We start from the raw sequence: 19,833 nt of genomic DNA on the forward strand, positions 1-19,833 counted from the left end.
GGAATGACAAGACAGGAACGCGCTTTGCGCAAATCCGTTCTCGTTCTGGCCGGATTCGTTCTGCTTCTTTCCGTCCTTCTCATATGGGAATGGCGCAGGGGAAAAGAGACCGCTGGGAACGACGAAGACGGAAAAAGAATAGCGAAGGTGGCCGGCCAATCCGTCTCACTGCGGCAGTGGAGAGATGAGCTCCAAAAGAGATATGGCGACGAAGTGCTGCTAGCCATGCTTAACCGGATCGCGGTAGAGACCGAAGCCAAGAAGCTTGGAATCTCCGTCCCGGAGCAGGAGATCGACCGGGAATTGCAAACGGCGGCTTCCGGTTACGGCTCGGAGGAACAGTATTACTTGCAAATGGAAACAGAGCTTGGCATGACCAAGGAGGAAGTCCGGGAAGAAACCAGGTACAGGCTTATGCTCCAAGCGGTGGCAACGACAGGAATTGTAATCGGAGAAAAGGAGATCGATGCGTATTTACAGCAGGATCCGAGCCTCCTTCGCCCGGTTAAGGAGATCGAGCTGTCAATCATTAAGGTAATCTCCGAAAGGGAAGCGGAAAAGGTGCTGGACCGTCTGGAAGACGGTGAGGATTTTACAGATTTGGCAGAGCAGCTTTCGATTGATGAGGATAGCAGGGTACGAGGGGGCCGGGTTGGTACAGTGGAGGAGGATAATCCTTATTGGCCGCAGGATCTGCTGGAGGCAGCGGCGGAGCTGGACCCTGGCGCTGTTGCCGGTCCGTTTCAGGTAGATGGCGGTTATGCCGTGATTCGGACAGACAAAGTAACCGTCCCGAAGATGCCGAGCGAACGGGAAATAAGAGAGCAGGTCCGCATGGAGCTTGCCCTCGAACAGGCTCCTCCGCTGCAGAAGGTCGAGAATGATCTGCGCGCCAAATATGATGCCGCAATAGATATTGACAAGGGACTTCAAGATTGATAAGATGGGATTAACGTAAAACCTACTGATTTAGTCGGAATAGCACGGCAGCTTGCATTAGGCCTATGCAGCGCGCGGCTTAGCGTGCGGCGTTTCCTGAACTTTCGGGGACAGATCCGGTATGACCATGTTAAATTGAAGGCGGCCGCTGATGACCCAAGGGGCAAATGCTGAAGACTTATGTCACAAAGTTACGCAATCTTTCATCGTTCATTATTCTAAGGGGGTTTTTGCTCATGTCTAAAGTGGTCAACAATGTAACCGAACTAATTGGAGGTACCCCGCTTGTACGCCTGAACCGGATCGTGCCGGAAGGTGCTGCGGAAATCTATGTGAAGCTTGAATATCAGAACCCGGGCTCCAGCGTTAAGGACCGGATTGCGATCAGCATTGTGGAAGAAGCTGAGAAGCAAGGCCGCCTGAAACCGGGAGATACGATCCTGGAGGCAACCAGCGGCAATACGGGTATCGGTCTGGCAATGGTAGCGGCGGCTAAAGGATACAAAGCCATTATCGTTATGCCTGAGACGATGAGCTTGGAGCGCCGTAACCTGCTTCGCGCTTATGGTGCGGAATTGGTTCTGACACCGGGATCGGAAGGCATGAACGGCGCGGTCAAGAAGGCCGAAGCTATTCTGGCTGAGAACCCGAGCTACTTTGTTGCCGAGCAGTTCAAGAATCCGGCCAATGTGAAGATTCACCGTGAAACAACGGGACCGGAAATCGTCGAAGCGATCGATTCGATCGGCGGATCGCTGGACGCTTTCATCGCGGGTATTGGCACAGGCGGAACGATTACAGGCGCCGGCGAAGTGCTGAAAGAGAAATATCCGGACATCAAGATTTACGCGGTAGAGCCTGCGGCTTCGCCAATTCTTGCGGGAGGTAAACCGGGACCTCACAAAATTCAAGGTATCGGAGCCAACTTTATCCCTGATATTCTGAATCAAAATGTTTACGATGAAATTATTCATGTTGAAAATGACGAAGCGTTTGATACAGCGCGCCGCGTAGCGAAAGAAGAGGGCATCCTGTCCGGTATTTCTTCGGGAGCCGCGATTTTTGCAGCGATCAAAGTGGCCAAGGAACTGGGCGCCGGCAAACGTGTGGTTGCAATCGTTCCGAGTAACGGCGAACGTTACCTCAGCACACCTCTGTACAACTACGAAGCCTAAACCTTATTCTATAGTAATAATATTTTAATTGTACGGAAAAGAGCCTTTGACTTCCGCCTTTACGCGGTTGCCCAAGGCTCTTTGAATTTGACAGACATCCTTTCCAGGCAAAAATAAGCGCTTCTTGTCGGATAGACTTTTCAAAATTGCTGAAAATAAAGTATACTGACAGGCAAATAGCTATTGAGGCGTTTAGGAGGATGAACTTGGAGATCGTTACGGGTTGGAAGGAATGGGAGAAGTGGGCCGGTGAAGGCTGGAATATCCTGCCTCTGATCATACGGTCGCAGCTCGGCCCGGGCGGATTGCCGAGCTCTTGGAAAAAGGCGTGGGAAATGGCAACGCCTTATTCTGTGGTGCTGGAAAGCGGAAAGGGCGGGCGTTATACGTACGTTGGACTTCGCCCTTCATCCGTGTTGACAGGCAAGGAGAGACATGCCGAGGTACTGCGGATTGCCGCCGGAAGCGCGTCAAATGCTGACAGTGCGGCCGGAGATGGGGCCGTGACGCTGGAAGACGCGCCGCTTGAGGTGCTGCGTGAATGGATGGCGCCCTTTAAGGCGCCACGGCCTGAGGATTCCGGGCTTCCGCCGTTTACGGGGGGCTGCGTCGGCTTCCTGTCGTATGATGTAGTCCGCTCGCTTGAACGGCTGCCTTCTTCCTCGGAGGATCATCCGGGATTCCCTGATTATCTCTGGATGCGGCTGGATGAGATGTGGATCTACGACCACGAGCAGCACCAGTTGTACTGCGCACTGCATCCTTCGATCCCAGCCAACGTCTCAGCCGCCGTTTCCGCCGCAGAACTTAAAGTGCTCTATGAAGAGACGTTGGAAAAAGCAGAGGAGATGCTGGAAAAGTGGCGGCAGATTTGCGAAGTAGCGGAAGCTGCTGAGGAAGCTGAATCGTACACTCCCAGTGTTCCCGATATCCCCGCAGCAGCCGAATCCGGTGAATGGCCGGGGATGACCTCGGCCTTCACCAGAGAGAAGTTCCAGCAGGCGGTGCTGGATATCCAGGAATACATTCGCCAAGGCGATGTATTCCAGGTGAACCTGTCGCTGCGGCAGGAAGCGGCGCTTACCTCCTCCCCGGAGGAGGTATACGAGTGGCTGCGCAGGCTCAACCCGTCCCCGTACATGGGCCTGCTGCGCTCGCCCGGCTTTGCGCTGTCCAGCGCTTCGCCGGAGCTGCTGGTTAAGCTGCACGGGGACAAAGTGAGCGCGCGGCCGATCGCCGGAACCCGGCGCCGGGGCCTGACTCCCGCGGAGGACGCCGCCATGGAGGCGGAACTGCGCGGGAGCGCCAAAGAGACGGCCGAGCATATTATGCTCGTCGATCTGGAGCGCAACGACATCGGCCGCGTCTCCGTTTATGGTACGGTCAAGGTACCGGAGCTTATGACCGTGGAACGCTACTCGCATGTCATGCACCTCGTTTCCCAGGTCAACGGGCGGATTGCGGAGGGTAAGGATGCTTACGATGTGATCGCGGCCCTATTTCCAGGGGGGACTATTACCGGTGCACCTAAGGTAAGGACGATGGAGATCATTGAGGAATTGGAACCTGTCCGGCGCGGTCCGTACACCGGTTCAATGGGCTGGATTGACTACGGCGGCAATATGGAATTAAATATTATTATACGAACGTTGGTTGTCAAGGACGGAACCGGCTATATTCAGACGGGCGCGGGCATTGTGATCGACTCCGATCCTTACCGCGAATACCGGGAATGCCATAATAAAGCCAAGGCCATCGTAAAAGCGGTTCTTTGCAGTGAAGCGATTCGGGAATCGCAGCCTGGCGGCGGCGCGGAGGGAGCAAAATAAACATGATTTTGGTTATCGACAACTATGACTCTTTTACGTATAATCTCGTGCAGTATTTGGGGGAACTCGGTGAAGAGGTCAAGGTTTATCGCAACGATGAAATCAGCATCGCAGAGATTGAACAGCTGGCACCGGATCATATCCTGATCTCTCCGGGACCGTGCACACCGAATGAGGCGGGCATTAGTCTCGAACTGATCAACCATTTTAAGGGAGTGATCCCGATCTTCGGCGTTTGCCTTGGCCATCAGGCGATCGGACAGGCATTTGGCGGCAATGTCATCCGCGCGGAGCGGCTGATGCATGGCAAAACCTCGCCGATCCACCATAAAGGCGGGTCTGTCTTTGAAGGGCTGGAATCACCGTTTACGGCCACCCGGTATCATTCCCTGCTAGTGGAGCGCGAGAGCCTGCCGGGTTGTCTGGAAATCACCGCTGAAACGGCGGAAGGTGAAATTATGGGGCTCCGTCACAAGGAATATCCAATCGAGGGAGTTCAGTTCCATCCGGAGTCGATTATCACCGATCACGGCCATACGATGCTCCGTAATTTCCTCAAGCGAAAAGCCGGGAAGACGGTATGAATTATATAGGAATTAATAGCGGCGTCGTAGACGCCGGAGATGCCGTGGTTTCCGTCAGGGATCACGGCTTTTTGTATGGCATCGGCTTATTCGAGACGTTCCGGACGTACGTGGGCAGGCCGTTTTTGCTGGAACGGCATCTGAAGAGGATGGCGGAGGGCTGCCGTCAGCTCGGCATTCCTTTTAAGCCCGACCCTGCCGGCCTAACGGAATGGATCGCGGAGCTGATGAAGCGTAACGGGCTGCAAGAAGCCTACATCCGTCACACCGTAACCGCCGGCGAGGATGTTCTCGGCCTTCCGGCGGGAGACTATACCTGTCCCAATCAAGTGCTGTTCACCAAAGCGCTGCCGCAGCGGCCTGTCAAATTAGATATAAATGGTAAAGAGCTGCAACTGCTTAAGCTGCCCCGGAATACGCCGGAAGGCCCGGTACGATTCAAGTCACTGCATTATATGAACAATATTTTGGCCAAAAGAGAACTGTCGCTCTACACGTCCGCGGCCCGCGGCGCTGAAGGATTGATGTTAACCGAGCGCGGAGAGGTTGCGGAAGGCATTGTCAGCAATGTGTTTTTCATAAAAGAGGGGCGTTTATTCACACCGGATGAGTCGGCCGGTATCCTACCGGGAATTACCCGGGAAATGGTCATGGAGCTTGCGCGAAGCGAAGGTCTTGAAGCCCAAACCGGACTGTACCCTTGGGAAACGCTGAAGGAAGCGGACGAAGTTTTTTTGACCAACTCCATTCAGGAAATTGTGCCAGTGACGATTCTATGGGAAGAGAATGAAGGGACGGTAGTTGGAAGCGGATTGGCGGGTCCCGTCACTTCCTTACTCCTAAAGAAATACAGACAGAGAGCGGGAGTCGAGCAATGAAGCCTATACTGTATACGCGAAAATATACCAGCGGTCCTATGGAGCTTACCTTAGGTACGCGGACATTGATTATGGGCATCCTGAATGTGACACCCGATTCGTTCTCCGACGGCGGATTATGGGACAAGCCCGAAGCGGCGGTCCGCCATGCCTTGCAGATGGTGGAGGAAGGCGCCGACATGATCGATATCGGAGGCGAATCGACACGTCCCGGTCACGAACCGGTGAGCGCTGACGAGGAGCTGTCACGCATTCTTCCCGTTATTGAGGCGATTCACCGCGCCGCGCCGCAAATTCCGCTATCGATCGACACCTATAAGGCGGAGGTGGCGAAGCAGGCGATTGCCGCCGGAGCGCATATCATCAACGACATTTGGGGGTGCAAGGCCGATTCCTTAATGGCAACGGTCGCCGCTGAAGCCAATTGCCCAATCATTTTGATGCATAACCGGGAAGAGCGGAATTACACCGATTTGCAGGCCGATATGATCGCAGATCTGCGTGAGAGCATCGATTTAGCTTTACTGGCGGGAGTCCGGGCGGAGCATATCATCCTCGATCCTGGCATTGGCTTTGCCAAGGACTATCATGAGAATTTACGGGCAATGATGTCGCTGGACGCTTTGACAGAGCTCGGCTATCCGGTGCTGCTAGCCACATCGCGCAAACGGTTTATCCGCACGGCGCTTGACCTGCCGGTGGACGATATTGTCGAAGGGACGGCGGCAACCGTAGCGTTTGGCATCGCCCAGGGCTGTCAGATCGTGCGCGTTCACGATGTGCGGCTGATCAAGCGGACGGTTACGATGTGCGACGCTATGCTCTACTCCGATGTTAAATAATGAAAGGTGGCATCGCCCATGGACAAAATGAAGCTTCACCGCATGGAATACTACGGCTATCATGGCGTTTTTGAAGAGGAGCGCAGGCTGGGCCAGCGTTATTACATTGATCTCGAGTTCGAGCTTGACTTAAGCGGGGCAGGGCGAAGCGACGATCTGCAGCAGACGGTAAACTACGCCGAAGCCCATGCTCTGGTTAAAAATATTGTCGAACAGGAGTCCTATAAGCTGATTGAAGCTTTGGGTGAACGTATTGCATCTGCGATACTTCACACTTATACTATTATCAACGCGGTAACGGTCAAGGTGACCAAACCGCATCCGCCGTTCGACGTTCATTTCCAGGGAGTGACCGTAGAACTGCATAGAGCGAGAAAGTGAGAACCGATCTATGAGTAATCATTCCACCTCTGAGCAGTCAGAGGCTTATATTGCTTTAGGGGCTAATTTGGGGGATCGCGAAAAAAGTCTTTATGATGCCCTTACCCTGCTCAATGCTCATGCCGATATTGAAGTCTTGCGCTGTTCCGGCGTATACGAGACCGAGCCTGTCGGTTATGCGGACCAGCCCAATTTTTTAAATATGACGGCGGCTGTACGCACATCGCTGATGCCAGAAGCGCTGCTGAGTGTGATGCTGGAGATTGAGGACCGGCTGGGGCGGGTGAGGACTATACGTAATGGCCCCCGGACGGTAGATTTGGATTTGCTGTGGATGGATGGCAAGGTGCTGCACACTCCGCATTTGATTCTGCCGCATCCCCGTATGCAGGAACGCGCATTCGTGCTTTTTCCGCTCCGTGATATAGTGCCGAAGGACGAAACGTCCGGCCTGCTGGAGTTAATGACGAAAGCGCTGGGCAAGTTAGACGGAAGGGAAGGAATCAAGTTGTGGACAACAAGCGTATGGGAAGACGGATCCGGGCGTACCGAAAGCTAAAAGGCTACACACAGCAGGAACTGGCGGACCGCACGGGCATTTCACTCGCTGTGCTTGGGGCGGTGGAGCGGGGAAACCGATGTTTGGAAGATCAAATTTTAGATAAAATTGCGATAGTTTTGGAAGTCGGGGTCAAGGAATTGACCGACTCATCCTCAATATAACATCCTCAATATAAAAGGAAGTGAATCGTATGCTTAAAATCGGCAACATCGAAATGAAAAATCAGATAGTGCTTGCTCCTATGGCCGGTGTATGCAACCCGGCTTTCCGGCTTATCGCCAAGGAGTTCGGAACCGGCCTCGTCTGCGCCGAAATGGTTAGCGACAAGGCGATTGTGCACGGCAACAAGCGAACGCGCGAAATGCTGTTTGTCGACGATCGGGAGAAACCGCTCAGCCTGCAAATTTTTGGGGGAGACCGCGAGTCTTTGGTGGAAGCCGCGAAGGTAGTCGATAAAGAAACGAACGCCGATATCATTGATATCAACATGGGCTGTCCGGTGCCGAAAGTTACAAAATGCGACGCTGGAGCGCGCTGGCTGCTTGAGCCTGACAAAATCTACGAAATGGTCGCCGCAGTTGTCGACGCCGTCGACAAGCCGGTTACCGTCAAAATGCGGATCGGCTGGGACAGCGAGCATATTTACGTCGTCGATAACGCGCGCGCGGTGGAACGGGCCGGAGGCCAGGCCATCAGTGTGCACGGGCGTACTCGCGAGCAGCTATACACCGGCCATGCCGACTGGAGTTACATCCGCCAAGCTAAGGAAGCGGTCTCGATTCCGGTTATCGGCAACGGCGATGTACAGACCCCGCAGGATGCCCGGGCTATGCTCGATCAGACCGGATGCGACGGAGTAATGATTGGGCGCGGCGCGCTCGGCAATCCGTGGATGCTGTACCGCACCGTCCAGTACCTCAGCACTGGAGAGCTGCTGCCCGATCCTTCACCGAAGGAGAAAATCGCGGTTGCCATTTTGCATATGGACCGTCTGGTCGATTTGAAAGGTGAAGCGGTTGCCGTCCGCGAAATGCGCAAGCATCTGGCCTGGTATTTGAAAGGTCTGAAAGGCGCGGCCCGCGTAAAAGATGTCATTATGGAAGAAACGAAACGTGACGAAATGGTACGGATTTTAAATGATTTTGTCGACCGGGTTACAGTAGAAGAAACAGGTGATACGGTGGGCGCTGAAGCGTCTGTTTCCGCGGTATAACGCCTGCTGTCGCGCTTGATTTGAATCCACCTGGCGATACGAAGGCTGTCATTGACATTTTGTAACGGTTCCCATATAATTTCACAGTATAAATTCGCCGTTCCAAATTTTGAAGCAATGCAGCGAAGGGTTCTTATCCCTTTGGATTCGCATATAGTTATGGTGTTTTCAATAAATGTATACGACAGGAGAATCGGTTAAGATGAGCGACAAAGAAGTCATTCTCACTCCGGATGGTTTGAAGCGTCTGGAAGAGGAACTGGAGAACCTCAAATCCGTCAAACGCCGCGAAGTGGCCGAGCGGATCAAAGTGGCTATCGGATATGGAGATATAAGCGAGAACTCGGAGTACGAGGATGCTAAGAATGAACAGGCTTTTATCGAGGGCCGCATCATTACCTTGGAGAAAATGCTCCGTAACGCCCGCATCATTAACAGCGATGAAATTGACACCGAGAGCGTCAGTGTCGGGGTAACCGTTACTGTTGAAGATATGGAGTTCGGGGATATTATGGAGTACACGATCGTCGGCACGGCCGAATCGGACCCGCTCAATAATAAGATTTCCAACGAAAGCCCGGTGGGCAAAGCCATTATCGGAAAGAAAAAAGGTACTGTCGTAGACGTTACCGTGCCCGCAGGCGTTATTCAATATAAAATCATTGATATTAAAATGAAATAAGATTGGACCTTAAGCAGTTAAGGTCGCATCACACTGCGCAGCCGGCCAGGATTAACCATGCCGGATCTTGCAGGCGGGGAACCGTTTGAAAAAGCTTCCTTAGGGAAGCTTTTTTCAAAATATAAGAATTTATAAGTTACACGCTTATAAATGGTCTTATATTTCTACGAGAAACGTAATTGCGTCCTTCAAGGACGCCGTCAGGCGTTTCTTCTTGGGATATAAGAAAGTATAACTGTGCGCTTAGCTGTGGCCTTAGATTTCTTTAGGGAAACGAACGCTTCGGCCAATTATACGGGCATGACCCGCAGTGTAACTATCGTTATATGTTCAAAGGAACGGTACTGTCAGAGCGGTAGGGTGACAGCCGTTTCTTCTTACGTCTAAAGAGGTTCAAATCTGTTTTGAAGGGATGACACGCAATGAGTGAAGAAATCAGCAATCAAGAGGCTACGGAAAGCGAGCTTAGCGAGCTGTTGCAGATCCGACGTGCCAAATTGGACGAGCTTCGCGGGCTCGGGATCGATCCATTCGGCAAAAAGTACCAGCGTACGCATAACGCCGGAAATATTTTGGCCAAATATGATGGAATGACCAAGGAAGAGCTGGACGAGCAGGCTGTGCGAGTAAACATCGCAGGTCGGATCATGGCCAAACGGACGATGGGTAAAGCCAGCTTCGCCCACATTCAGGATCTTAGCGGAAAAATTCAAATTTACGTCCGTCAGGACAGCGTGCCGGAAGTCCAATATGCGGCTTTCAGCGTGCTTGATCTCGGGGATATTATCGGCGTGACCGGCACCGTCTTCAAGACGAAGACCGGAGAGACTACCATTAAGGTAAGCGAGCTTGAGGTGCTGTCCAAATCGCTGCTCCCGCTTCCTGATAAATATAATGGTCTTAAGGATGTCGAACTGCGCTACCGTCAGCGTTATGTTGATCTGATCATCAACCCTGAGGTTCAGCAGACGTTTATCACCCGTTCGCGGATTATCCAGTCGATGCGCCGTTATCTTGATTCGCTCGGTTATCTGGAAGTTGAGACGCCGACTCTTCACGCCATTGCAGGCGGTGCCGCGGCCCGGCCGTTCATTACTTTCCACAACACGCTGGAGATGGAACTGTACATGCGGATCGCTATCGAACTGCATTTGAAGCGGCTCATCGTCGGCGGTCTGGAAAAAGTATATGAAATCGGCCGCGTCTATCGCAACGAGGGGATTTCTACCCGCCACAACCCTGAGTTCACCATGATCGAACTTTATGAGGCTTATGCCGATTACACGGATATCATGCGTTTGACCGAGAGTTTGATTGCCCATATTGCCCAGGAAGTGCTCGGTACGCAAAAAATCAACTATCAAGGCCATGAAGTCGACTTGACTCCGGAGTGGCGCCGCGTATCGATGGTCGATGCGGTCAAGGAAGTAACCGGTGTCGATTTCGGCGTGCATATGACTGACGAAGAAGCCCATCGTCTGGCTAAGGAACACCGTGTGCCGGTAGAGAAGCATATGACTTTCGGTCATATTCTTAATGCTTTCTTTGAACAATTTGTCGAAGAGACGCTGATTCAGCCTACATTTGTAACGGGCCACCCTGTCGAAATTTCGCCGCTTGCCAAGAAGAACGATCATGATCCCCGGTTTACCGACCGGTTCGAGCTGTTTATCGTGGCTCGCGAGCATGCCAATGCGTTCAGCGAGCTGAACGACCCGATTGACCAGCGCCAGCGGTTTGAAGCTCAGCTTCAAGAGAAGGAGCAGGGTAATGATGAAGCGCATGAAATGGATGAGGACTTCATCCGTGCGCTTGAATATGGCATGCCTCCAACCGGCGGCCTTGGAATTGGCGTCGACCGTCTGGTTATGCTGCTGACCGACTCGGCATCTATCCGTGATGTACTGCTGTTCCCGCATATGCGCAACCGCGCGGGAGAATAAGGCAGCGCATTTTCTCATCTTTTAGAAGCTTTATAACCCGGGAGGGAAGTGAAAGCCTGCATTCCCGGGTTTGTTTTTAAATATTTTAAAAATACTATTGCAATATATAAATAGATATGATATATTCTAATTCCGGCCAAGAAATACGAGTTCTGGTTTGAAAGAAATTTAAAAAAAAGAGCTTGCATTAAACGGTCGGATATGATATATTATAAAAGTTGCTGATGATGAGAAGTTGAGCGACGGCAAAGAAGTTTGATCTTTGAAAACTGAACAACGAGTGAGTGGGAATTCGCTTCAAGCGAGTTCCAAAATTGAGAATGCAAATTCTCGTCAGATGTTTCAAATTGAGCTAATCGCTCTTTCAATACTTTATTGGAGAGTTTGATCCTGGCTCAGGACGAACGCTGGCGGCGTGCCTAATACATGCAAGTCGAGCGGAGTTGTGAGAGAGCTTGCTCTCGATCAACTTAGCGGCGGACGGGTGAGTAACACGTAGGCAACCTGCCCCTTGGACTGGGATAACTACCGGAAACGGTAGCTAATACCGGATAATTCCTCTTAGCTCCTGCTAAGAGGCTGAAAGGCGGAGCAATCTGTCACCAAGGGATGGGCCTGCGGCGCATTAGCTAGTTGGTGGGGTAACGGCTCACCAAGGCGACGATGCGTAGCCGACCTGAGAGGGTGAACGGCCACACTGGGACTGAGACACGGCCCAGACTCCTACGGGAGGCAGCAGTAGGGAATCTTCCGCAATGGGCGAAAGCCTGACGGAGCAACGCCGCGTGAGTGATGAAGGTTTTCGGATCGTAAAGCTCTGTTGCCAGGGAAGAACGTCTTGTAGAGTAACTGCTACAAGAGTGACGGTACCTGAGAAGAAAGCCCCGGCTAACTACGTGCCAGCAGCCGCGGTAATACGTAGGGGGCAAGCGTTGTCCGGAATTATTGGGCGTAAAGCGCGCGCAGGCGGCTGTTTAAGTCTGGTGTTTAAACCATGGGCTCAACCTGTGGTCGCACTGGAAACTGGACAGCTTGAGTGCAGAAGAGGAAAGTGGAATTCCACGTGTAGCGGTGAAATGCGTAGAGATGTGGAGGAACACCAGTGGCGAAGGCGACTTTCTGGGCTGTAACTGACGCTGAGGCGCGAAAGCGTGGGGAGCAAACAGGATTAGATACCCTGGTAGTCCACGCCGTAAACGATGAGTGCTAGGTGTTAGGGGTTTCGATACCCTTGGTGCCGAAGTTAACACAGTAAGCACTCCGCCTGGGGAGTACGGTCGCAAGACTGAAACTCAAAGGAATTGACGGGGACCCGCACAAGCAGTGGAGTATGTGGTTTAATTCGAAGCAACGCGAAGAACCTTACCAGGTCTTGACATCCCTCTGAATCGTCTAGAGATAGGCGCGGCCTTCGGGACAGAGGAGACAGGTGGTGCATGGTTGTCGTCAGCTCGTGTCGTGAGATGTTGGGTTAAGTCCCGCAACGAGCGCAACCCTTGACTTTAGTTGCCAGCAGGTGAAGCTGGGCACTCTAGAGTGACTGCCGGTGACAAACCGGAGGAAGGTGGGGATGACGTCAAATCATCATGCCCCTTATGACCTGGGCTACACACGTACTACAATGGCCGGTACAACGGGAAGCGAAGCCGCGAGGCGGAGCCAATCTTAGAAAGCCGGTCTCAGTTCGGATTGCAGGCTGCAACTCGCCTGCATGAAGTCGGAATTGCTAGTAATCGCGGATCAGCATGCCGCGGTGAATACGTTCCCGGGTCTTGTACACACCGCCCGTCACACCACGAGAGTTTACAACACCCGAAGTCGGTGGGGTAACCGCAAGGAGCCAGCCGCCGAAGGTGGGGTAGATGATTGGGGTGAAGTCGTAACAAGGTAGCCGTATCGGAAGGTGCGGCTGGATCACCTCCTTTCTATGGAGAATCGTTTCCCGTAGCGGAAACATTCAAATCGGAAGCTTGACTTCCGGCAACACTCACTCGTTGCTCAGTTTTGAGAGTTCAATCTCTCAAATCTTGATCCTTGAAAACTGGATACCGAAACGAAAATTGCGTTTTAGAACATCTTTTAGCTGAACTTGTGTCCAAACAAGTTGAAATAGTTATTAGCTGAGAGCGAAGATTTTCGAATGAGAGCGACTTTTGGCTTGAAAGGCGAAAGCGAACGGAGACATCCGGAAGCGGCCTTTCAAACAAGACGGAGCGATCAGGCGGAAATTGGAGCGTTGGTTAAGCTAGTAAGAGCACACGGAGGATGCCTAGGCGCCAGGAGCCGATGAAGGACGTGGCGAACAACGAAAACGCCTCGGGGAGCTGTAAGCAAGCTTTGATCCGGGGGTGTCCGAATGGGGAAACCCGGCTGTGGTAATGCACAGTCACTTCTCTCTGAATTCATAGGAGAGGTAGAGGCAGACCAGGGGAACTGAAACATCTAAGTACCCTGAGGAAGAGAAAACAAGAGTGATTCCGTCAGTAGCGGCGAGCGAACGCGGAACAGCCTAAACCGAAGAGCTTGCTCTTCGGGGTTGTGGGACGTCTCATATGGAGTTACAAAGGAACGGTTTAAGCGAAGAGGTCTGGAAAGGCCCGCTGGAAAAGGTAAAAGCCCTGTAGCTGAAAAGTCGTTCCCTCCGAGACGGATCCCGAGTAGTGCGGGGCACGTGAAACCCCGTATGAATCCGGCAGGACCATCTGCCAAGGCTAAATACTCCCTGGCGACCGATAGTGAAACAGTACCGTGAGGGAAAGGTGAAAAGCACCCCGGAAGGGGAGTGAAACAGGTCCTGAAACCGTGTGCTTACAAGAAGTCAGAGCCCATTTTAGGGGTGATGGCGTGCCTTTTGTAGAATGAACCGGCGAGTTACGTTTAACGTGCAAGGTTAAGGCGAGGAGCCGGAGCCGCAGCGAAAGCGAGTCTGAATAGGGCGACTTAGTACGTGGGCGTAGACCCGAAACCGTGTGATCTACCCCTGTCCAGGGTGAAGGTGCGGTAACACGCACTGGAGGCCCGAACCCACGAACGTTGAAAAGTTCGGGGATGAGGTGGGGGTAGCGGAGAAATTCCAATCGAACTCGGAGATAGCTGGTTCTCCCCGAAATAGCTTTAGGGCTAGCCTCGGTGAATAAGAGTAATGGAGGTAGAGCACTGATTGGGTGCGGGGCCCGCAAGGGTTACCAAGCTCAGTCAAACTCCGAATGCCATCTACTTGTCGCCGGGAGTCAGACAGTGAGTGCTAAGATCCATTGTCAAAAGGGAAACAGCCCAGACCATCAGCTAAGGTCCCCAAGTGTGTGTTAAGTGGGAAAGGATGTGGAGTTGCACAGACAACCAGGATGTTGGCTTAGAAGCAGCCACCATTGAAAGAGTGCGTAATAGCTCACTGGTCGAGTGACTCTGCGCCGAAAATGTAACGGGGCTAAACACACCACCGAAGCTATGGCTTGATGCTTGCATCAGGGGTAGGGGAGCGTTGTGTATACATTGAAGGTTGACTGTAAGGACAGCTGGAGCGTACACAAGTGAGAATGCCGGTATGAGTAACGAAAAGATCAGTGAGAATCTGATCCGCCGAAAGCCCAAGGTTTCCTGAGGAAGGCTCGTCCGCTCAGGGTAAGTCGGGACCTAAGGCGAGGCCGACAGGCGTAGTCGAAGGACAACAGGTTGATATTCCTGTACCACCATAATCCGTTATGAGCAATGGGGGGACGCAGGAGGGTAGTGACGCGGACTGATGGATGTCCGTCCAAGCAGTGAGGCTGGTGTATAGGCAAATCCGTACACCGTAAGGCTGGGCTGTGATGGGGAGCGAAAATTGTAGTAGCGAAGGTCATGATCTCACACTGCCAAGAAAAGCCTCTAGCCAGGAGAAGGTGCCCGTACCGCAAACCGACACAGGTAGGCGAGAAGAGAATTCTAAGGCGCGCGGAAGAACTCTCGTTAAGGAACTCGGCAAAATGACCCCGTAACTTCGGGAGAAGGGGTGCCTCGGTAGGGTGAATAGCCCGAGGGGGCCGCAGTGAAAAGGCCCAAGCGACTGTTTAGCAAAAACACAGGTCTGTGCGAAGCCGCAAGGCGAAGTATACGGGCTGACGCCTGCCCGGTGCTGGAAGGTTAAGGGGAGCGGTTAGGAGTAATCCGAAGCTGTGAACCGAAGCCCCAGTAAACGGCGGCCGTAACTATAACGGTCCTAAGGTAGCGAAATTCCTTGTCAGGTAAATTCTGACCCGCACGAATGGCGTAACGACTTGGGCGCTGTCTCAACGAGAGATCCGGTGAAATTTTAATACCTGTGAAGATGCAGGTTACCCGCGACAAGACGGAAAGACCCCATGGAGCTTTACTGCAGCTTGATATTGAACTTGGGTACGATCTGTACAGGATAGGTGGGAGCCTTAGAAGCCGGAGCGCCAGCTTCGGTGGAGGCGACGTTGGGATACCACCCTGATCGTATCTAGGTTCTAACCTGGTACCCTCATCGGGTACGGGGACCGTGTCAGGCGGGCAGTTTGACTGGGGCGGTCGCCTCCTAAAGAGTAACGGAGGCGTCCCAAGGTTCCCTCAGAATGGTTGGAAATCATTCGAAGAGTGCAAAGGCAGAAGGGAGCTTGACTGCGAGACCTACAAGTCGAGCAGGGACGAAAGTCGGGCTTAGTGATCCGGTGGTACCGCATGGAAGGGCCATCGCTCAACGGATAAAAGCTACCCTGGGGATAACAGGCTTATCTCCCCCAAGAGTCCACATCGACGGGGAGGTTTGGCACCTCGATGTCGGCTCATCGCATCCTGGGGCTGAAGTAGGTCCCAAGGGTTGGGCTGTTCGCCCATTAAAGCGGTACGCGAGCTGGGTTCAGAACGTCGTGAGACAGTTCGGTCCCTATCTGTCGTGGGCGCAGGAAATTTGAGAGGAGCTGTCCTTAGTACGAGAGGACCGGGATGGACGTACCGCTGGTGCACCAGTTGTTCCGCCAGGAGCATGGCTGGGTAGCTACGTACGGACGGGATAAGCGCTGAAAGCATCTAAGCGTGAAGCCCCCCTCAAGATGAGATTTCCCAATTAGTAAGACCCCTTGAAGACGACGAGGTAGATAGGTTGGAGGTGGAAGCACGGCAACGTGTGGAGCTGACCAATACTAATCGGTCGAGGGCTTATCCAAATTCACCCCACAAAGTGAAGATGAGGCTGACGAAGCTGAATCCGAGTACTTTGCGGGGACCCCGGAATGGGGAAGACGCAATGTTTCGTTTCGATCCAGTTTTCAGGCGATCAAGCCTGCCGTTTGGTGGCGATGGCGGAGGGGTTCCACGCGTACCCATCCCGAACACGACCGTTAAGCCCTCCAGCGCCGATGGTACTTGGACCGAAGGGTCCTGGGAGAGTAGGACGCTGCCAAGCACATGAACCACTGCTGAAACTCAGCAGTGGTTTTTTTGTATATTGTATACGCTCTGTGTAAACCCTAAATTCCTATCCTATAAAAGATGAATTTGTGCGCTGTTGATGGACAAATGTCTAGGGATTTATTTGTGACGAAACCCTTTTTTTCAGGAGAATTCTTGCTCATGTTATGTTCTTGACAGTATATAAACCCTTTGCTAAGATGGCAATAATATATTTTTGGGCATGCTGCTCCTACCTACTTTGAAGATAAGAACCGTTATACTGCCATCTCAGAACATCTGTCTTCCATGGATGGACTGAGATGAAGGTTGTTCTTTTTTATAAAGTTTGCGGGCCGTAAGAACAAAGAATACAAGGAGGAATGACTCAGGTGTGGGAAGATAAGTTTGGTAAAGAGGGACTGACTTTTGATGATGTGCTGCTGGTGCCGCGCAAATCGGAAGTGCTGCCCAAGGAAGTTGACCTGTCCACAGTGTTAAGCAAGAATGTAAAGCTGAATATTCCGCTCATCAGCGCCGGTATGGATACGGTCACTGAGGCAGCTATGGCGATTGCCATGGCGCGCGAAGGCGGTATTGGTATTATTCATAAAAATATGTCGGTTGAGCAGCAAGCGGAAGAGGTTGACCGCGTTAAGCGTTCTGAGAGCGGCGTTATTACGAATCCTTTTTCACTTACCGCGACTCACATGGTTTCCGATGCTGAACGTTTAATGGGCAAATACCGTATTTCCGGCGTTCCGATTGTGGATGATAACAACAAACTGGTAGGAATTATTACGAATCGGGATTTGCGGTTTATCCATGATTTTAATATACCGATCAGCGAAGTCATGACTAAGGAAAATCTGGTCACTGCTCCTGTCGGCACAACGCTTACGGAGGCAGCGGTTGTACTGCAGCGCCATAAGATTGAGAAGCTTCCGCTTGTTGATGATAACTACATTTTAAAGGGTCTCATTACTATTAAAGATATCGAAAAGGCGATTCAGTTCCCTAACGGTGCGAAGGACGCTCAAGGCCGTCTGCTGGTTGGTGCAGCCATCGGTATTTCTAAAGATACCTTTGAACGGGCTGAAGCGTTGGTTAACGCCGGAGTCGATCTGATTGTCGTCGATTCGGCTCACGGCCATCACATCAATATCATTGAAGCTGTGCGCAAACTGCGCGGGCTGTATCCGGATTTGACGATCGTGGCGGGGAATGTAGCGACTGGCGAGGCTACGCGCGATCTTATCGAAGCGGGGGCTTCCGTGGTCAAAGTTGGCATCGGACCTGGCTCGATCTGTACAACACGGGTCATAGCGGGCATCGGAGTTCCACAGGTTACGGCCATTTACGACTGTGCAGCTGTTGCGCGTGAATACGGAGTGCCGATTATCGCCGATGGCGGTATCAAATACTCCGGTGAGATTACAAAAGCTATCGCAGCCGGCGCACATGCCGTTATGCTGGGAAGCCTCTTTGCAGGTACGGAGGAGAGCCCTGGGGAGTCCGAGATTTATCAGGGCCGTAAGTTCAAAGTATACCGCGGCATGGGCAGCATGAGCGCCATGAAGCAAGGCAGTAAAGATCGCTACTTCCAGGACGACGACAAAAAGCTCGTACCGGAAGGTATCGAAGGCCGTGTCGCTTTCAAGGGTCCGATGTCTGATACGGTGCATCAGTTGATCGGAGGTTTGCGTTCCGGTATGGGTTACTGCGGAACAGGAACGCTCTCCGAACTGCGCGATGACACATCCTTTATCCGGATTACCGGAGCAGGACTTCGTGAAAGCCATCCTCATGATGTGCAGATTACGAAGGAAGCCCCTAACTATTCGGTATAAGCGGCATATAATTTAAAATATGGACGGACAGGATGAATTTCGCCTGGTCCGTCTTTTTTTGGAGGTACCCCTGTGTTAGAATAGAACAAGCAAATGAGATGATGTTTATAAGGAGAGTTTAAATCCATTGAAGTTCAAGCGTAAATCCAGTGTGAAACAGATGGCAGTGAAGACAGTAACAGCGGGTTTGCTTTTAAATATGCTTGTGTTATCTCCAATTCCGGCGATGGCCGAAAGTGTGCAGACACCGGCTCCTGCAGGGGCGAGTACAGCCACGGCGACGCCTGCCACATCGGGAACGGCAGTAACCATTCCTTCTATCCAATCGCTCGGTTTGAATCTGAAATCGGCTGTATTGCTTGAGCCTACCACTGGGAAGGTGCTGTTGTCCCTGAATGCCGATCAGCCGCTTCCTCCGGCCAGTATGACGAAAATGATGACGGAATATCTGATCGCCGATGCGGTCAAGAATGGCAAGCTGTCCTGGGATCAGAAAGTGACCGTTGCCGAAAATGCCGCCGAGCAGATTGGCTCGCGCATTTTTTTGGCCGTGGGAGATCAACATACCATTGAAGAACTGTACATAGCCATGGCTGTTGGCTCAGCGAATGATGCCACGGTTGCCCTGGCTGAAACTCTCTCCGGGTCGGAACAGGAATTCGTTAAATTAATGAATGAGACGGCCCGGAAGATGGGGATGAAGACCGCCTATTTTATCAACTCCACGGGACTTAGCCGAGATGACATGCCGGCCAAATACCGTCCGGATACGGATAAAGAAACGGTAATGTCGGCGATGGATGCAGCGATTCTCGCCCAGCATATCGTTACAGATCATCCGGATTTCTCGAAGTATACGACCATTCAATCCTATAAGTTCCGCGAACGTGATGCAGCGCCAATGATAAACTACAACTGGATGCTCGAAGCGAATAAGAATATCGCCAACTTCAAAGCTTATGCTTATCCGGGCCTCGACGGGTTGAAGACGGGACATACCTCTAGTGCGGGCAACTGCTTTACGGGTACTGCCGTACGGGACGGCATGCGTCTGATCAGCGTGGTCATGGGTGCGAACTCCGAAGCCCACCGCTTTACGGAGACGAGGAAGGTGCTTGATTTCGGATTTAACAATTTTGAAGTCAAGCAGGTGGTTTCAGCCAAGGCGACTGTTGCCGGCAATGAAACGGTTCCGGTTGAGAAGGGCAAGAAGAGTGAAGTGCCGGTGGTGACTGACGCAGGCGCTACGTTCGTCGTTCCCAAGGGAACAGCCTCTCCGCAGATTACGACAGCGGTACAGATCAATGACCCGTCGACGTTGGTTGCGCCAATCGCCCAAGGTACGAAGGTGGGGAAAGTAACCTATACTTATAAAGTTAACGGCTTAAACCCCCAGCAAAAAACGGTCAATCTGATTACATCCGAGGAAGCGGAGAAAGCCGGATGGTTCAAACTGCTCTTCAGGGCAATTGGAAACTTTTTTAGGGATATTTTTTCGGGAATTAAAAATTTATTCTAAAATTAACGGATAAGCACTTAATTCCGAGTAAATGGCTTGTATATTTAT

Annotated in this window: 14 protein-coding genes and 3 rRNA genes; all 17 read left to right on the plus strand. The window is 52.2% G+C overall.

The window, feature by feature from the left end; translation table 11 throughout:
* Window positions 1–3 precede the first annotated feature (3 nt).
* The 17 genes from PDUR_RS00320 to PDUR_RS00400 all read left to right on the plus strand — a co-directional run bounded on the left by PDUR_RS00320 (window position 4) and on the right by PDUR_RS00400 (window position 19,785).
* Window positions 4–939 (plus strand): peptidylprolyl isomerase, encoded by a 936-nt coding sequence (locus PDUR_RS00320; protein WP_042204588.1) that lies wholly within the window; start codon window positions 4–6, stop codon window positions 937–939.
* 236 nt (window positions 940–1,175) lie between these two features.
* The gene (gene cysK / locus PDUR_RS00325; RefSeq protein ID WP_042204589.1) at window positions 1,176–2,114 is read left to right on the plus strand and encodes a cysteine synthase A; all 939 of its coding nucleotides are present in this window, start codon (window positions 1,176–1,178) and stop codon (window positions 2,112–2,114) included.
* A 200-nt stretch (window positions 2,115–2,314) separates the two neighbouring features.
* Window positions 2,315–3,943 carry an anthranilate synthase component I family protein gene (locus tag PDUR_RS00330; RefSeq protein WP_042204590.1) on the plus strand — a complete coding sequence of 543 codons (1,629 nt, stop codon included), beginning with the start codon at window positions 2,315–2,317 and terminating at the stop codon, window positions 3,941–3,943.
* Window positions 3,944–3,945: 2 nt separating this feature from the next.
* Window positions 3,946–4,527: an aminodeoxychorismate/anthranilate synthase component II gene (pabA, locus tag PDUR_RS00335; protein WP_042204591.1), complete on the plus strand. Its 582-nt coding sequence runs from the start codon at window positions 3,946–3,948 to the stop codon at window positions 4,525–4,527.
* Complete coding sequence (locus PDUR_RS00340; protein ID WP_042204592.1) at window positions 4,524–5,405, plus strand: aminotransferase class IV; 882 nt, start codon at window positions 4,524–4,526, stop codon at window positions 5,403–5,405. Before pabA ends, PDUR_RS00340 begins: the two co-directional genes overlap by 4 nt.
* A complete protein-coding gene (gene folP, locus PDUR_RS00345) occupies window positions 5,402–6,247 on the plus strand; it encodes a dihydropteroate synthase (RefSeq protein WP_042204593.1) in 846 nt (281 codons plus the stop codon). The genes PDUR_RS00340 and folP overlap by 4 nt, the downstream gene beginning before the upstream one ends.
* An 18-nt stretch (window positions 6,248–6,265) precedes the next feature.
* Entirely contained in the window at window positions 6,266–6,628 is a 363-nt protein-coding gene (folB, locus tag PDUR_RS00350) for a dihydroneopterin aldolase (protein ID WP_042204594.1), read from the plus strand.
* 10 nt (window positions 6,629–6,638) lie between these two features.
* A complete protein-coding gene (gene folK / locus PDUR_RS00355; protein WP_042204595.1) occupies window positions 6,639–7,187 on the plus strand; it encodes a 2-amino-4-hydroxy-6-hydroxymethyldihydropteridine diphosphokinase in 549 nt (182 codons plus the stop codon).
* Window positions 7,154–7,351: a helix-turn-helix domain-containing protein gene (locus PDUR_RS27650; RefSeq protein ID WP_330217232.1), complete on the plus strand. Its 198-nt coding sequence runs from the start codon at window positions 7,154–7,156 to the stop codon at window positions 7,349–7,351. The genes folK and PDUR_RS27650 overlap by 34 nt, the downstream gene beginning before the upstream one ends.
* 29 nt (window positions 7,352–7,380) lie before the next feature.
* Window positions 7,381–8,403 (plus strand): tRNA dihydrouridine synthase DusB, encoded by a 1,023-nt coding sequence (gene dusB, locus PDUR_RS00365; RefSeq protein WP_042204598.1) that lies wholly within the window; start codon window positions 7,381–7,383, stop codon window positions 8,401–8,403.
* A gap of 202 nt (window positions 8,404–8,605) precedes the next feature.
* Window positions 8,606–9,085: a transcription elongation factor GreA gene (gene greA / locus PDUR_RS00370; protein ID WP_025689755.1), complete on the plus strand. Its 480-nt coding sequence runs from the start codon at window positions 8,606–8,608 to the stop codon at window positions 9,083–9,085.
* A gap of 422 nt (window positions 9,086–9,507) precedes the next feature.
* A complete protein-coding gene (gene lysS / locus PDUR_RS00375) occupies window positions 9,508–11,028 on the plus strand; it encodes a lysine--tRNA ligase (RefSeq protein ID WP_042204599.1) in 1,521 nt (506 codons plus the stop codon).
* A gap of 372 nt (window positions 11,029–11,400) precedes the next feature.
* Window positions 11,401–12,953: ribosomal RNA gene (locus PDUR_RS00380) — 16S ribosomal RNA — on the plus strand.
* 313 nt (window positions 12,954–13,266) lie between these two features.
* Window positions 13,267–16,193: ribosomal RNA gene (locus tag PDUR_RS00385) — 23S ribosomal RNA — on the plus strand.
* 122 nt (window positions 16,194–16,315) lie between these two features.
* A 5S ribosomal RNA gene (gene rrf, locus PDUR_RS00390) occupies window positions 16,316–16,432 on the plus strand.
* Together the 16S, 23S and 5S rRNA genes form the textbook arrangement of a ribosomal RNA operon.
* Before the next feature lie 376 nt (window positions 16,433–16,808).
* On the plus strand, window positions 16,809–18,266 hold the full coding sequence (gene guaB / locus PDUR_RS00395; RefSeq protein WP_042204600.1) for an IMP dehydrogenase: 1,458 nt from the start codon (window positions 16,809–16,811) through the stop codon (window positions 18,264–18,266).
* A 127-nt stretch (window positions 18,267–18,393) separates the two neighbouring features.
* On the plus strand, window positions 18,394–19,785 hold the full coding sequence (locus tag PDUR_RS00400) for a D-alanyl-D-alanine carboxypeptidase family protein (protein WP_233277449.1): 1,392 nt from the start codon (window positions 18,394–18,396) through the stop codon (window positions 19,783–19,785).
* Window positions 19,786–19,833 lie beyond the last annotated feature (48 nt).

It is taken from the genome of Paenibacillus durus, from assembly GCF_000756615.1.
In the GTDB taxonomy this organism is placed as follows: Bacteria; Bacillota; Bacilli; order Paenibacillales; family Paenibacillaceae; genus Paenibacillus_AQ; species Paenibacillus_AQ durus.

Excerpts from the sequence above, each read along its gene's own strand:
- dusB (WP_042204598.1), top strand. The coding sequence starts at position 7,381 with ATGCTTAAAATCGGCAACATCGAAATGAAAAATCAGATAGTGCTTGCT.
- PDUR_RS00330 (WP_042204590.1), top strand. The coding sequence starts at position 2,315 with ATGAACTTGGAGATCGTTACGGGTTGGAAGGAATGGGAGAAGTGGGCC.
- lysS (WP_042204599.1), top strand. The coding sequence starts at position 9,508 with ATGAGTGAAGAAATCAGCAATCAAGAGGCTACGGAAAGCGAGCTTAGC.
- PDUR_RS27650 (WP_330217232.1), top strand. The coding sequence starts at position 7,154 with ATGGGAAGACGGATCCGGGCGTACCGAAAGCTAAAAGGCTACACACAG.
- PDUR_RS00340 (WP_042204592.1), top strand. The coding sequence starts at position 4,524 with ATGAATTATATAGGAATTAATAGCGGCGTCGTAGACGCCGGAGATGCC.
- greA (WP_025689755.1), top strand. The coding sequence starts at position 8,606 with ATGAGCGACAAAGAAGTCATTCTCACTCCGGATGGTTTGAAGCGTCTG.
- folB (WP_042204594.1), top strand. The coding sequence starts at position 6,266 with ATGGACAAAATGAAGCTTCACCGCATGGAATACTACGGCTATCATGGC.
- cysK (WP_042204589.1), top strand. The coding sequence starts at position 1,176 with ATGTCTAAAGTGGTCAACAATGTAACCGAACTAATTGGAGGTACCCCG.
- pabA (WP_042204591.1), top strand. The coding sequence starts at position 3,946 with ATGATTTTGGTTATCGACAACTATGACTCTTTTACGTATAATCTCGTG.
- folP (WP_042204593.1), top strand. The coding sequence starts at position 5,402 with ATGAAGCCTATACTGTATACGCGAAAATATACCAGCGGTCCTATGGAG.
- PDUR_RS00320 (WP_042204588.1), top strand. The coding sequence starts at position 4 with ATGACAAGACAGGAACGCGCTTTGCGCAAATCCGTTCTCGTTCTGGCC.
- folK (WP_042204595.1), top strand. The coding sequence starts at position 6,639 with ATGAGTAATCATTCCACCTCTGAGCAGTCAGAGGCTTATATTGCTTTA.